Below are 13,696 nucleotides of genomic sequence, written 5' to 3'. Positions count from 1 at the left end.
GCCCGGCCTTTTTTTTCGCGCTTCGTGAATGGCAGGGCAAAGACCCGACGTCTGCCGCGACAGCACAAGCGTCGCCAATGGTGGACCGCAGCAGGGCAAGGGGCTAATCAGGGCCGGCAGTCCGGAGCGCGCCATGACCTTTACCCTTGCCACCTGGAACATCAACTCGGTCCGCCTGCGCGAGGCGCTGGTCTCGCGGCTGCTGACACAAGAGATGCCCGATATCCTGTGCCTTCAGGAATGCAAAAGCCCGGTCGAAAAGATCCCGCTTCAGACGTTTCAGGCACTGGGATATGGCTGGTGCGTCGCGCGGGGGCAAAAGGGCTATAACGGGGTGGCGATCCTGTCGAAACGGCCGCTGGAGGATGCGGGGGGGCATGATTTCGCCGATCTGGGCCATGCCCGCCATGTCTCGGCGCGGCTGGAAAACGGCGTGACGATCCACAATTGCTATGTGCCCGCCGGCGGTGACATCCCCGACCGAGAGCTGAACGTGAAATTCGGCCAGAAGCTGGATTACCTGACCCGGATGCGCGACTGGTGCCGGGCCGAGACGCCGCAGAAGGCGATCCTGGTGGGCGATCTGAACATCGCCCCGCGCGAGGATGACGTCTGGAACCACAAGGCGCTGCTGAAGATCGTCAGCCACACCCCGATCGAGGTCGATCATCTGAACGCGCTGATGGACGCGGGCGGCTGGGTCGACATCACCCGCAAGGACATCCCCGCAGGGCAGCTTTATTCGTGGTGGTCCTATCGCTCGCCCGACTGGGATGCCGCCGACAAGGGCCGCCGGCTGGATCACATCTGGGCCACGCCCGACATCGCGACCGCCGCCCATTCCAGCCGTATCCTGCGCATGGTCCGCGGCTGGGACCAACCGTCGGACCACGCCCCGGTTTTCGCGACCTTCGATCTATAGGCCCTGCGCCCCCTTTCCTGGGCCGCTTTTGGCTGTAATCTGAACCGTGCATTTGCAGGTGATGGTTCAGTGTATTCAAGTGGATTTGGAACGAAACGGCCCACGGATCTTGGTGCGGTTGCCGTGCTGGCCGATGGCGAGAACGTGACCCCGACCGCTGCCGAAGCCCTGATGCCACGCATCGCGGAACTGGGCGCGGCAACCATCCTGCGGGCCTATTGCGACCGCAGCAACCCCAACGGCTGGGACAAGGATCCGCGGTTCCAGATCACCTATCTGGATCGGCTCTCGGGGAAGAATTCGGCCGATATCCGTCTGGTGATCGACGCGATGGATATCGCCCATGCCGCTGTGGTCAATGCGATCGTCATCCTGTCCACCGACCGCGACTTCGCGCCGCTTGCCCACAGACTGCGTGCGGTCGGCCTTTGGGTTCTGGGGGCTGGGCGGGCCGAAACCTCGGCCCATTTCCGGCTGGCGTGTTCGGAATTTCATGTTCTGCCCTCGGCCGAGCCGAAAGACACCCCCCGTCCGATCCCGATCGCCAAGGCCCCACAGCTTGGCCAGATCGACGATGCGATCCATCGCGTCTGCCGCAAGCATGGCGGCACCAGGGCCCGGATCACGCTGATGACGCTTGGCATCGTCATGCCTCGCGAGGAAGGGATCTATCGCAAGGCCACCAGCGCGCCGACGTGGCGAAGCTATCTGAAGGCCCGCCCCGATCTTTACCGGATCGAGGGCGAGGGGCAGGGCAGCACCGTCACCTTGCTGCGCCCCTAGCGATCTGGCGCATACCGGGCAAGGAACATTTCGACCGCGCCCAAGGCCACCTTGCTTTGCGCCTCGGGGCCCGAAGGGCCGCCGACGCCAAATACCATCCGGTTGAAGATGTCGGCCTTGCACAGTTCCGCGAACTGGTCGGCGGCAAGGCCCAGATCGTCAATGACAAGATCGCCGCGTGCCACAGCCTCGGCCAGATAGTCGACGATCCGCCGCCGGACCAGCGCCGGGCCACTGTCATAGAACTCGCGGCCCAGTTCGGGAAAGCGGTCGGCCTCGGCCACGCAGATCCGCCATGTGCGGATGCCGAAGTCGGACAGGGCAAAGCCCACGATCCGCGCGGCCGCCATGGTCAGCACCTCGCGCACGGTCAGGTCGTGGGTGATCAGGGCCAGGGTCTCGTCGGCCTGCCGGCCGCATTCGGCCTTGGCCACTTCCAGAAACAACAGCCGCTTGTCGGGGAAGTAGCTGTAAAGCGTGGCTTTCGAGACCCCGGCCTCGCGGGCGATGTCATCGACACTGGCGCCTTCGAACCCGTCGCGCAGAAAGACGCGCCGGGCGCCGTCAAGCACCTGGTCGAACTTGCGTCCCTTGCGGATCCCTGGCTGCACGGCGTCCATCGCCCCCCCTGGGGCCGACCATAGACGGCGGCCGGAACGGGGGGCAAGGGCGCTGCCGCCCTAACGCGGGCAACTTGTGCCAGCCGTGCAATCCTGGCCCGTGGGCCAGGTCAGGTGGGGAATATCGAACGGATAGCTGAACGCCGGCGCCGCCAGCCCAAGCGCCAGAACCGTCGCGACCGTCAAGGTCAACCGCATCATCCTTGCCTCCATCATCCGGGCCATCCGGGCCGCGCGCCAATCTGAACCGAGTCGTTTATCTGGGCAAGTCATATATAAACCGAACCGTTCAGTTTGGGCAAATTTGTCGCCTTGGCAGCAGGGGGCGGGGCGCTATCCTGGAATCGTTCCAAAAAAGGTGACCGCATGATTCCCGGTTTCCCGTCGCGCCGACGCTTCAAGGATCTGACCGAGGCCGAGATCCTTGCGCTGGCGATCTCGTCCGAAGAGGACGACGCCCGGATCTATCGCAGCTATGCTGATCGGCTGCGGGCGGCCTACCCCGGCTCGGCCGCGCTGTTCGAGGCGATGGGCGCCGAAGAGGATGGCCACCGTCAACGCCTGATCGACATCTTTCGCCACCGCTTTGGCGAGACGATCCCTTTGATCCGGCGCGAACATGTCGAGGGCTATCGGCCGCGCAAGCCGGTCTGGCTGCTGGAAACCCTGCCGATCGAGCGTATCCGCGCCGAAGCCTGGGAGATGGAGAACGCAGCCCGCAGCTTCTACGAGAAGGCGGCGAAACAGGTCGGAGATGCCGCGACCCGCAAGCTGCTGGGCGATCTGGCCGCGGCCGAGGCCGGGCATGAGAACCGGACAAAGACCCTTGCAGGCGAACATCTGGGCGCCGAAACCCGCAGCGAAGAGGATCAGACCGAACGGCGCCAGTTCATCCTGACCTGGGTGCAGCCGGGGCTGGCGGGGCTGATGGATGGGTCGGTCTCGACACTGGCGCCGATCTTTGCCACCGCCTTCGCCACGCAAGATCCCTGGACGACGTTCCAGGTCGGGCTGGCGGCATCGGTCGGCGCCGGGATCTCGATGGGCTTTACCGAGGCCGCGCATGATGACGGGGTCATGTCAGGCCGGGGATCGCCGTGGAAGCGCGGGATCGCCTCGGGGGTGATGACGACGGCCGGGGGGATGGGCCATGCCCTGCCCTATCTGATCCCGAGCTTCGGCATCGCCACGGCCATCGCCATTGCCGTGGTGTTCGTGGAACTGTGGGCCATCGCCTGGATCCAGAACCGCTTCATGGAGACGCCCTTCCTGCGCGCGGCACTTCAGGTCGTTCTGGGCGGCGGGCTGGTGCTGGCGGCTGGGATCCTGATCGGGTTCGGCTGAGAGTCGGGGACGGGCGGCCGTGTCGCCTTCCTCCGGGGTGGCGGGATCCGGGGCCGTCGCCGGGGGCCTTCTGCCCCCGGACCCCCGAGGATATTTGGGCCAGAATGAAATGGGGGCTACCGGAACCGGGCTTCGACGTTTTGCCGAGCTTGCATCCGTGGCGGGGGCGTGAAAGCTTGGCCATGAGCCAAGCCGAAAGCCTGTGATGCTGCCTGTCCTACTGAAGACCCTGCCCTTCTTCGCGCTGATCGGCACGGGATATCTGGCCGGGCGGACACGTTTTTTCACGCCCGAGGCGACGGCATGGCTGACGAAGTTCGTGTTTTACTTTGCGCTGTCGGCCATGCTGTTCCGGTTTGCGGCAAACCTGTCGGTAGGCGAAATCTGGTCGACGCCGTTCGTGCTGGCCTATCTGGCGGGCTCGACCACGGTTTACGGGCTGGCGAGCCTTGTCGCGCGGTGGCGCGGGGTCAGCACCGAGGAAGCGGCTGTCGAGGCGCAGTGTTCGGTGATTGGCAATACCGGGTTTCTGGGCGTGCCGATGCTGGTTCTGCTGTTGGGGCCACAGGCGGCGGGGCCGGTTCTGATGGTGCTGGCGATCGACCTGATCGTGTTTTCGTCGTTGATCACGCTGATCATCACCGGGGTGCGCGAGGGGCAGATGCGTCTTGGCATCGTGAAGGTGCTGGGGCAGGGATTGCTGAAGAACCCGATGATCGTCTCGATGGGTGCGGGGCTGGCCTGGTCGGCGAGTGCGATGCCGGTGCCGGCGCCGGTCAACGACTTTCTGGCGCTGCTGGGCGGGGCCGCGACGCCGGGGGCGCTGTTTGCCATCGGCGCGTCGCTGGCGACGAAATCGGCCGAGCGGCTGGAGGTGGCGGGCTGGCTGGCGTTCTGCAAGCTGGTGTTGCATCCGGCGGCGGTCGCGGTCGCGGCGCTGTGGGTCTTTCCGGTCGAGCCGCACGCGGCGGGCGTGATGATCGCGGCGGCCGCGCTTCCCGTTGCCGGGAACGTCTATATCCTTGCCCAGCATTACGGGGTGGCGCCGCAGCGTGTGTCGGCCTCGATCCTGATTTCCACCGCGGTCAGCATCCTGACCATCACCGGCGTGATCGCCTGGGTCACGACCTTCTGAGGAGAGGAGATCCCTATGAAGACCATTTCGGAAAGCCGCTGCTACGGGGGCACCCAAGGCGTCTATTGCCACAGTTCCGCGGCGACGGGATGCGACATGACCTTCGGCCTTTACCTGCCGCCCGAGGCCGAAAACGAGGCGGTGCCGCTGGTCTGGTATCTTTCCGGGCTGACCTGCACCCATGAGAACGCGATGGTGAAGGCCGGGGCGCAGAAATGGGCGGCACAGGAAGGTGTGGCGCTGGTGTTTCCCGACACCTCGCCGCGCGGCGAAGGCGTGCCGGACGATCCGTCGAACTATGCGTTGGGTCAGGGGGCGGGCTTTTACGTCAATGCCACGGAAGATCCCTGGGCCGCGAACTTCCGCATGTGGGATTACATCACCGAGGATTTGCCGCGGGTTCTGTTCTCGGCCTTTCCGCTGGACGAAGGGCGGCAGTCCATCATGGGGCATTCAATGGGCGGCCATGGCGCGCTGACCATCGCGATGAGCTTTCCGGGCCGGTTCCGGTCGGTTTCGGCCTTTGCGCCGATCACCCATCCGACCGCGTCGGACTGGGGGCGAAAGCAGCTTCTGGCCTATCTGGGTCCGGACGAGGCAAAATGGGCGCCCCACGATTCCGTCCTGCTGATGCGGAAGCGGGGCTTTGACGGGCCGATGCTGATCGATCAGGGGGCCTCGGACCAGTTTCTGGAGGCGCTGAAACCCGAGGCTTTGGCCGAGGCGATGATGGCGCGGCGCCAGCAGGGCATCTTCCGGATGCAGCAAGGCTATGACCACAGCTATTTCTTCGTCTCGACCTTCATGGAGGAACACATGGCCTTCCATGCCAATGCGCTCTATGCCTAGCCGGCTTTACATCGACGCCGACGCCTGCCCGGTGAAGGCCGAGGCCGAGCGGGTCGCCGTGCGGCACGGGATCGGCATGGTTCTGGTGTCGAACGGCGGCATCCGGCCCTCGGCGCATCCGCTGGTGGAAAGCGTGTTCGTACCCGAAGGCCCGGATGCGGCCGACATGTGGATCGCGGACCGCGCGGGGCCGGGCGACATTGTGGTGACTTCGGACATTCCGCTGGCGGCGAAGGCGGTGGCGGCCGGGGCGCTGGTGGTGAAGCCGAATGGCGAGGAACTGAATGGCGCCAATATCGGCAACGCTTTGGCCACGCGCGATCTGATGGCGGATCTGCGCGCGGCCGATCCGTTCCGGCAGGGCGGCGGGCGGCCGTATTCGAAGGCCGACCGCTCGCGCTTTCTTGAGGCGCTGGAACGTGCGATGCGGAAGGCGAAGGCCACCGCGGGAAAGGCAGGAACATGACCATCGACATCATCGGCCCCGAAGCCGAGGCGCTGCTAAGCTGGGACGGGCTGACCACCGCGATCGAGGCAGGCCACCGCCTGCCGCGCGCCGAGATTGCGGATATCTTCCTGTATCGCGGCAAAGACACGCTGTTGTCGCGCGCGGCCTGGATCGACGGGCTGGGCCAACTGGTCAAGACCTGCACGATCTTTCCCGGCAATGCCGAGGCGGGCCTGCCCACGATCAACGGCACTGTTACGCTTTACGCCGACCAGGGCGGCCTGCCCGAGGCGCTGATCGACTTTCACCTTGTCACCAAATGGAAAACCGCGGGCGACAGCCTGCTGGCGGCAAAGCGGCTGGCGCGGAGGGACAGCCGCGAAATCGTGATCGTGGGGGCGGGCAATGTCTCGCGCGCGATGATCGCGGCCTATTCCAGCCTGTTCCACGACGCCCGCTTCACCGTCTGGAACCGTTCACCCGACAAGGCGCGCGCGATGGAAGGGCCGCGGGTGCAGGCGACCGAGGATCTGGAAGCCGCCGTTCGCAAGGCCGACATCGTCTGCACCGCCACCATGAGCCATGATCCGGTGGTGAAGGGCGCGTGGCTGAAACCCGGCACCCACCTTGATCTGATCGGCGCCTTTCGCCCCGACATGCGCGAAGTGGATGACGAGGCGCTGCGCCGGGCCACCATCTTCGTCGACAGCCGCGCCACCACCATCGGCCATATCGGCGAGATCCGCGACCCGATCGCCCGGGGCGTGATCTCGGAGGCCGATATCCGCGCCGATTACTACGACATCCGCTCGGGGGCGCATGTCCGCAGCTCGGACGACGAGATCACGATCTCGAAGAATGGCGGCGGGGCGCATCTGGATCTGATGACGGCGGCCTATGTCGCGGCGATGTGGCGGATGCGCTGACTAAAGCGGGATGACATCGACGGCGTGGCTGGTTTCCTGCCCGCCCGCCGTGCGCAGGATGCCCGCGACCGGCGCCACGTCGCCGTAATCGCGGCCCAGCGCGGCGGTGATGTGGTCAGAGCCGGCGAAGCAGCCGTTGGTCGGGTCGAACTCGATCCAGCCTTCGGCGCGGCCGCACCACACCCGGACCCAGGCGTGCATCGCATCCGATCCCTCCAGACGGGGCAGGCCCGGCGGCGGAACCGTGCGCAAAAAGCCCGAGACATAGCCCGCCGGCACGCCGCAACCGCGCAGGCCGGCAATCATGATCTGGGCGAAGTCCTGACAAACGCCGTGGCGGTGGGCGAAAGCCTCGGCCGGGGGGGTGTCGACCTCGGTCGCGCCGGCATCAAAGCGCATGTCGCGGTGCAGGGCCCGGCCCAGCGCCTCGAGGCCCGCGCGGGTGCTGGCGGCACCCGCCATCGCCGCCCGCGTATAGGCGGTGATCGCATCCACCGGATGCAGCCGCGGAGAGGCGCCCAGAAAATGGTGCGGCGCGTCCGGGGCCAGCGTCCGACAGGCGGCGATTTCCGCCGGCAGCTCTGCCAGCGGCACCGAACGGTCCGCGTCCGGGCCCGCGAACAGCCGGGAAACCTTTGCCGTTGCGGTAAAGACGATCTCGGAATGGTCCGATGTCAGCGCCAGCTCGGCCGTGGGATTGCCGAAGAAATCCGTGAAATCATCGCGATGCGAGGGGCGGGGGCTGATCGCGATCCGGGCGTCGGTCACGTCCTGCACGCCGGGAAGGGGCCGCGGCAACAGCCGCAGCAGGTGGCGCCCGCCCGAGGCCGGGCGGGCATAGCGGTAACTGACGGACAGGCGCACTTGATACAGCATCAGCTTAGGTAAGTCTCGGTGATCAGGTCTGAAATCTCCCAGACCGCGCCGCGCAGACGCCAGAGCGCGTCGGTGTCCAGCGTCTCGGCCCGGTCGGTGGCAAGGTTGGTGCGGGTGCGCAGCACAAGGCGCATCAGGTCGGGCATCGGGCTGGCCGTGGCGCCGGGCAGGAAGCCCACCTGTTCATGGATGCCATCCAGTTGAAACAGGATCGAGCGCGGGTTCATCGCGTCCAGCGCCAGCAGGTCCACCACCGTCTCGCGCGAGGTGGTGACGGCAAAGCGGCGGCGGTGGGTCATCACCGAATCGCCCACCTCGACCGCCAGATCCAGCCCGCCATCGGGCGCCCACGGATCGGCCAGCGTCGCCAGCACCGCCGCCATTCCGGCCGCGCGCTCGATATGGCGGCCTAGTTCCAGAAACCGCCAGCCGGTGACGCGATACATGTTTTCATGCACGAGGCCGGAAAAGCCGGTGATCTTGCGCAACAGCGCCGACAGCGCGCGGGCGGCATCGTCACCCGGCTCGACCCGTTCGGCCATCCGCCGCATGGTCTTTTCCAGATCGGCCAGCGCCTGCCAGCCATCGGGCGAGAACCTGTCGCGCACCTGCCCGGCACTGGCAACGGCGGAACCCAGCGTCTGGATCAACCCACGGGGGATGCCCTCGTCGGGGTTCACCCCATGGCCGCGAAACAGCGGCGCCAGCGCGGCCAGCAGCGGCGCACGGGGGTCATCGGTTTCGGCGAGGCGGATGTTATGGGCACGCAACAGGCGCATGATGCCCTCGGTCCGTTCGACATAGCGGCCAAGCCAGAACAGGTTGTCGGCGGCGCGCGACGGCAGCGCGCCTTCGCGCGCTTGCAGGTCGCGGCCATGGATCAGGCTGGCCGGCTCGACCGGATGGGTGCTGACGATCCAGACATCGGCCGCGGCACCGCCCTGCTGCATGGCGATGGCATGGGCGTCGGTGGTCCGGCCGATGCGGGCAAAGCCGCCCGGCATCGCCTGCCAGCCCTGCGGCGTGCGGGCCAGAAACACCCGCAAACTCATCGGGCGCGGCACCAGCCTGCCGTCGATATGGGCAGGCGTGGTGGACAGCGTGACCGATTCCTGCCCGACCAGCGCCGTGCCTTCGCGGTCCAGCCAGTCGGCCAGCGGGCCGGGGGGCGCGGGCAGGCCGTCCTCGATCGGCTGGCGGGTGGACAGGGCCGGCGACAGGATCATCCGCCCGGCATGGGCGGCGACATGGGCGCGTTCGGCCGCTTGCCCGCACCACCATGTGGCGATGTTGGGCAGGATCAGATCCTGACCCAGCAACGCGCGGGCAATGCGCGGCATGAAGGCCAGCAGCGCCCGTGTCTCCAGCACCCCCGAGCCCAGCGTGTTCACCAGAGTGACCGAGCCGTTGCGCAGCGCCGAGACCAGCCCCGGCGTCCCGATCTGCGAGCGTCCGTCCAGTTCCAGCGGATCGGCATAGGCACCATCCAGCCTGCGCCACAGCACGCTGACCGGGCGCGGCCCGGCCACGGTGCGCACCATCAACTGCCCGCCGATGACGGTCAGATCCTCGCCCTGCAACAGCAGAAAACCCAGATAGCGCGCGATCCATGCGTGTTCGTAATAGGTCTCGTTCAGCGGCCCCGGGGTCAGGATGCCGACCCTTCCCTGCGGATCAGGCTGCAATTCCTGAAGCGCATTGCGGAAGGTGCGGAAAAAGCCGGCCAGACGATGCACATTCGCCTCGGCATAGAAATCCGAGAACACCCGCGCCGTCGCCACCCGGTTTTCCAGCGCGAACCCCGCCCCCGATGGCGCCTGCGCCCGGTCGCCCAGCACCCACCAGCAGCCATCCGGGCCGCGGCCGACCTCGAACGCCAGAAAATGCAGGTGATGCCCGCCGCGCGGCGCGATGCCCACCATCGGGCGCAGCCATTCCGGGTTTTCGGCAACCAGCGCGGGCGGCAGCACACCGTCCGCCACCAGCCGGTTCGGGCCGTAAAGATCGGCCATCAGGGCTTCCAGCACCTCGGCGCGCTGAATCAGGCCGGCGGTCAGCGTGGCCCATTCCCCTTCGTCGATCAGCACCGGGATATGGCTGAGCGGCCATGCCCTTTCGGCGGACCCTTCGGCGGAATACTGGCGGAAGAACACGCCCGCATCGCGCAGATACTGATCGCCCCGGCCAAAGCGGCGGTGCAGCTCGTCGGGCGAGAGCCCGGCAAGATGGCGGATGAAGCCCTGCCAGACCGGGCGGATCTGGCCGGTCGCGTCCATCATCTCGTCCGGCGTGCCGGGATCGGGGCGATAGTCCGCGGTCAGGCCGTCAAGGCCCGGCGCAGGGCGCAAGCGGCGGTCCATCACAGCCCCGCGGGCCGGCGAAGGTCCAGCGTCATCGGAAAGTCCGGGTGCGGGGTTTCGGGATGCAGCGGCCAGTGCCCGGCGCTGTGGCCATGCGGCTGGAAGCGGGCAAGGCGGCGGGCCTCGGCCTCGTTGCCGTTCACGGGGAAGGTGTCGTAGTTGCGCCCGCCGGGGTGGGCGACGTGATAGACGCAGCCGCCCAGCGCCCGGCCCGACCATGTGTCGTACAGATCGAAGGTCAGCGGCGCATCGACGGCAAGGCCCGGATGCAGCGCCGCAGCGGGTTGCCACGCCTTGTAGCGCACCCCCGCCACCGCCACACCAGTGCCCGCAGGCACCAGCGGCACCGGCCGCCCGTTGCAGGCGACACGGTAGCGCGCGGGATCGGCCCCGCTCAGCTTGACCTGAAGCCGTTCGGTCGAACTATCGGTATAGCGCACGGTGCCGCCGATCGCGCCGGTTTCGCCCAGCACATGCCACGGCTCCAACGCCTGCCGGAGTTCAAGCCGGGCGCCTTCGTAGTCGACCTCGCCGCAGAAGGGGAAGCGGAACTCGGCCTGCGCCTTGAACCAGTCGGGATCCAGATCGAAGCCATGCGCCCGCAGATCGGCCAGCACATCCAGAAAATCCTGCCAGACATGGTGCTGCAACATGAAGCGATCGTGCAGCATTGTGCCCCAGCGGGTCAGCGGGCCGGTCACCGGGCTTTGCCACATCCGCGCGATCAGCGCCCGGATCAGCAGTTGCTGGGCAAGGCTCATCCGCGGATCGGGCGGCATCTCGAAGCCGCGAAACTCGACCAGACCCAGCCGGCCGGTGGGGCCATCGGGCGAGAACATCTTGTCGATGCAGATTTCGGCCCGGTGGGTGTTGCCGGTGACATCGGTCAGGATGTTGCGCAGCAGCCGATCCGGCAGCCATAGCGGCCCGCGTGCATCCTGCGGCCCCGGGATCTGGGACAGGGCGATTTCCAGCTCATACAGGCTGTCGTGGCGGGCCTCGTCGATGCGGGGCGCCTGACTGGTCGGGCCGATGAACAGCCCCGAAAACAGATAGGACAGCGACGGGTGCCGGTTCCAGTGCAGGATCAGGCTGCGCAGCAGATCGGGCCGGCGCAGAAACGGCGAATCCATCGGCGTGCGCCCGCCCACCACGACATGGTTGCCGCCGCCGGTGCCGCAATGCTTGCCGTCGATCATGAACTTGTCGGCGCCAAGGCGGGTCTGGCGCGCCTCGTCATAGACGGCCGTGGTGATCGCCACGCAATCGGCCCAGGTGTGCGCGGGATGGATGTTCACCTCGATCACGCCCGGATCGGGGGCGACGCGGATCACGTTCAGCCGCGGGTCGTGCGGCGGGGCATAGCCTTCGATATGAACCGGCAGGCCCAGCTTCCGCGCCGCCGCCTCGGCCGCCGCGACCAGTTCAAGGTAGTCCTCGACCGCCTCGACCGGGGGCATGAACACGCACAGCCGCCCGTCGCGCATCTCGGCCGCCAGCGCGGTGCGCACCGCGCTTTCGTCGCCCAGGATCTGCTCGACCACCTGCTGGCCGGGGGTCGATGCGGTAAAGCTCGCCACCGCCTGATCGGGGGTCTGCAACGGCACGGCAGGCAGCGGCGGGCGATCCACCGTCGGATCGGTCGGGTTGATATAGGGATAGCGCGAGGGCGGCACATAAGGCAGCGCCCCCAGCGGCAGGCGATAGCCCACCGGGCTGTCGCCGGGCACAAGGAACAGATGGCCGCGGCGCAGCTTCCACCGTTCCGACCGCCAGCGCGGCCGGTTCGCCACCTGCGACTGCCAGCGTTGCACCGGCAGCACGAAGCCCGAAGCTTCGGTCAACCCGCGTTCGAACACGCGAGCCATGCGGTGACGTTCCTCGGGGTCTTTCAGCCGCGAGTTTTCGGGGGTCACGTTCTCGGGCAGGTTGCCCTCTTTCAGCAGCCATTCACCGGGGTCTTCGAATGCTGGAACCACAAGATCGGCCCCCAGCCCCAGTTCGGCGGCAATCCCCTGCATCAGTCGCTGCGCATCACCGGCGTCGGCGCCGGTGGCGTCATCCTCGCCCGCGACAAGGGCGGGATCGCGCCAGATCGGCTGGCCATCCTCGCGCCAGTAAAGCGAAAAGGTCCAGCGGGGCAGGGTCTCGCCCGGATACCACTTGCCCTGGCCGTAATGCAGGAACCCGCCGGGGGCGAAACGGTCGCGCAGGCGCCGGATCAGCCGGTCGGCCAGCACGCGCTTTGTCGGCCCCACGGCATCGGTGTTCCATTCCCCGGCTTCGAAATCGTCGATCGAGACGAAGGTGGGTTCGCCCCCCATCGTCAGCCGCACGTCGCCCGCCGCCAGCGCCTTGTCCACCTGCGCGCCCAGCGCATCCAGCCGCTGCCATGCCTCGTCCGAGAACGGCTTGGTGATGCGCGGATGTTCGGCCACCCGCGCCACCTTCATGTCAAAGCCGAAATCGACCTCGGCATAGCTGGCGACGCCCGCGATGGGGGCGGCGTTGCGGTAATGCGGGGTGGCGGCCAGCGGGATGTGGCTTTCGCCGGTCAGAAGCCCCGATGTGGCATCCAGCCCGATCCAGCCCGCGCCGGGCAGATAGACCTCGGCCCAGGCGTGCAGGTCGGTGAAGTCGTGGTCGGTGCCCGACGGCCCGTCCAGCGATTGCAGATCCGGCTTCAACTGGATCAGATAGCCCGACACGAAGCGCGCGGCAAAACCCAGATGCCGCAGCACCTGCACCTGCAACCATGCGCTGTCGCGGCACGATCCGCGCCGGTGCGACAGGGTTTCCTCGGGCGAATAGACGCCCGGCTCCATCCGGATGACATAGGCGATCTCTTGCGACAGCCGCGCGTTCAGCGCCACCACCATGTCCACGGTGCGCTGCCGATCGCGCGGCAAGGTGGCCAGAAACTGCTGAAGCAACGGGCCGGCGGGTTCGGGCTGGCGATAGATCGACAGGTCGGCAAGGATCTCGTCGGGGTAGTCGAAGGGCCAGACCTCGGCTTCGGTTTCCACAAAGAAATCGAACGGGTTGTAGATGGTCATGTCGGCGACCAGATCGACCTCGATCCGCAGTTCGGTCACCGGCTCGGGAAAGACGATGCGGGTCAACCAGTTGCCATAGGGGTCTTGCTGGTGGTTCTCGAAATGCCCCCCCGGCGAGACCTTCAGCGAATGCGAGATCACCCGCGTCCGCGAATGGGGCGCAGGCCGCAGCCGGATCACCTGCGGGCCAAGCGTCACCGGACGGTCATAGCGGTAATGGGTCAGGTGGTGGATGCTGGCCTTGATCGACATATGCTTCTTCCGTAGTCGCGATTGCCCCGACGGTTTCACGGAACCGCAAGGACTGCCAATGACCTATCAGGATACCCCGGCGAGAAAGCCGGCGCCGCGGCGGAAAATGCCCGCGAATTGGGCAG

12 protein-coding genes are annotated in these 13,696 nt (G+C 67.0%); 7 read left to right on the top strand and 5 right to left on the bottom strand.

All coding sequences use genetic code 11. The annotated features are described in order from the left end of the window. Nucleotides 1-133 precede the first annotated feature (133 nt). Both CRO07_RS02480 and CRO07_RS02475 read left to right on the top strand, forming a co-directional pair. Nucleotides 134-922, top strand: coding sequence for an exodeoxyribonuclease III (locus tag CRO07_RS02480; protein ID WP_097029113.1), 789 nt, complete (start codon nt 134-136; stop codon nt 920-922). Between the two features lie 69 nt (nt 923-991). Then, nucleotides 992-1,705: an NYN domain-containing protein gene (locus tag CRO07_RS02475; protein WP_176504472.1), complete on the top strand. Its 714-nt coding sequence runs from the start codon at nt 992-994 to the stop codon at nt 1,703-1,705. On the opposite strand, the gene CRO07_RS02470 is transcribed toward CRO07_RS02475, so the two are convergent. Both CRO07_RS02470 and CRO07_RS18600 read right to left on the bottom strand, forming a co-directional pair. Then, a complete protein-coding gene (locus CRO07_RS02470; protein WP_097029111.1) occupies nt 1,702-2,325 on the bottom strand; it encodes a TetR/AcrR family transcriptional regulator in 624 nt (207 codons plus the stop codon). The genes CRO07_RS02475 and CRO07_RS02470 overlap by 4 nt on opposite strands. 60 nt (nt 2,326-2,385) lie before the next feature. Continuing rightward, nucleotides 2,386-2,526: a hypothetical protein gene (locus CRO07_RS18600; RefSeq protein ID WP_097029466.1), complete on the bottom strand. Its 141-nt coding sequence runs from the start codon at nt 2,524-2,526 to the stop codon at nt 2,386-2,388. Between the two features lie 165 nt (nt 2,527-2,691). Here CRO07_RS18600 and mbfA point away from each other — a divergent pair, with 165 nt between their 5' ends. From mbfA to CRO07_RS02440, 5 genes are all read left to right on the top strand, one after another. Continuing rightward, nucleotides 2,692-3,669 carry an iron exporter MbfA gene (gene mbfA / locus CRO07_RS02460; protein WP_097029110.1) on the top strand — a complete coding sequence of 326 codons (978 nt, stop codon included), beginning with the start codon at nt 2,692-2,694 and terminating at the stop codon, nt 3,667-3,669. Between the two features lie 205 nt (nt 3,670-3,874). Next, nucleotides 3,875-4,804: an AEC family transporter gene (locus CRO07_RS02455; protein WP_097029109.1), complete on the top strand. Its 930-nt coding sequence runs from the start codon at nt 3,875-3,877 to the stop codon at nt 4,802-4,804. 15 nt (nt 4,805-4,819) lie between these two features. Continuing rightward, nucleotides 4,820-5,653 carry an S-formylglutathione hydrolase gene (fghA, locus tag CRO07_RS02450; protein ID WP_097029108.1) on the top strand — a complete coding sequence of 278 codons (834 nt, stop codon included), beginning with the start codon at nt 4,820-4,822 and terminating at the stop codon, nt 5,651-5,653. Further along, nucleotides 5,646-6,119 (top strand): YaiI/YqxD family protein, encoded by a 474-nt coding sequence (locus tag CRO07_RS02445; RefSeq protein WP_097029107.1) that lies wholly within the window; start codon nt 5,646-5,648, stop codon nt 6,117-6,119. Before fghA ends, CRO07_RS02445 begins: the two co-directional genes overlap by 8 nt. Further along, nucleotides 6,116-7,027, top strand: a complete 912-nt coding sequence (locus CRO07_RS02440; protein ID WP_097029106.1) for an ornithine cyclodeaminase family protein — start codon at nt 6,116-6,118, stop codon at nt 7,025-7,027. The genes CRO07_RS02445 and CRO07_RS02440 overlap by 4 nt, the downstream gene beginning before the upstream one ends. On the opposite strand, the gene CRO07_RS02435 is transcribed toward CRO07_RS02440, so the two are convergent. From CRO07_RS02435 to CRO07_RS02425, 3 genes are read right to left on the bottom strand one after another with little or no spacing between them, the layout of a single operon-like run. After that, complete coding sequence (locus CRO07_RS02435) at nt 7,028-7,903, bottom strand: transglutaminase family protein (RefSeq protein WP_097029105.1); 876 nt, start codon at nt 7,901-7,903, stop codon at nt 7,028-7,030. Next, complete coding sequence (locus CRO07_RS02430) at nt 7,903-10,263, bottom strand: circularly permuted type 2 ATP-grasp protein (RefSeq protein ID WP_097029104.1); 2,361 nt, start codon at nt 10,261-10,263, stop codon at nt 7,903-7,905. Before CRO07_RS02430 ends, CRO07_RS02435 begins: the two co-directional genes overlap by 1 nt. After that, nucleotides 10,263-13,571 (bottom strand): transglutaminase family protein, encoded by a 3,309-nt coding sequence (locus CRO07_RS02425; RefSeq protein WP_097029103.1) that lies wholly within the window; start codon nt 13,569-13,571, stop codon nt 10,263-10,265. The genes CRO07_RS02430 and CRO07_RS02425 overlap by 1 nt, the downstream gene beginning before the upstream one ends. Nucleotides 13,572-13,696 lie beyond the last annotated feature (125 nt).

The organism is Cereibacter ovatus, from assembly GCF_900207575.1.
Taxonomy (GTDB): Bacteria; Pseudomonadota; Alphaproteobacteria; order Rhodobacterales; family Rhodobacteraceae; genus Cereibacter_A; species Cereibacter_A ovatus.
The sequence above is the reverse complement of the archived record's forward strand: the minus strand, read 5'-3'. Positions and strand labels throughout refer to the sequence as shown.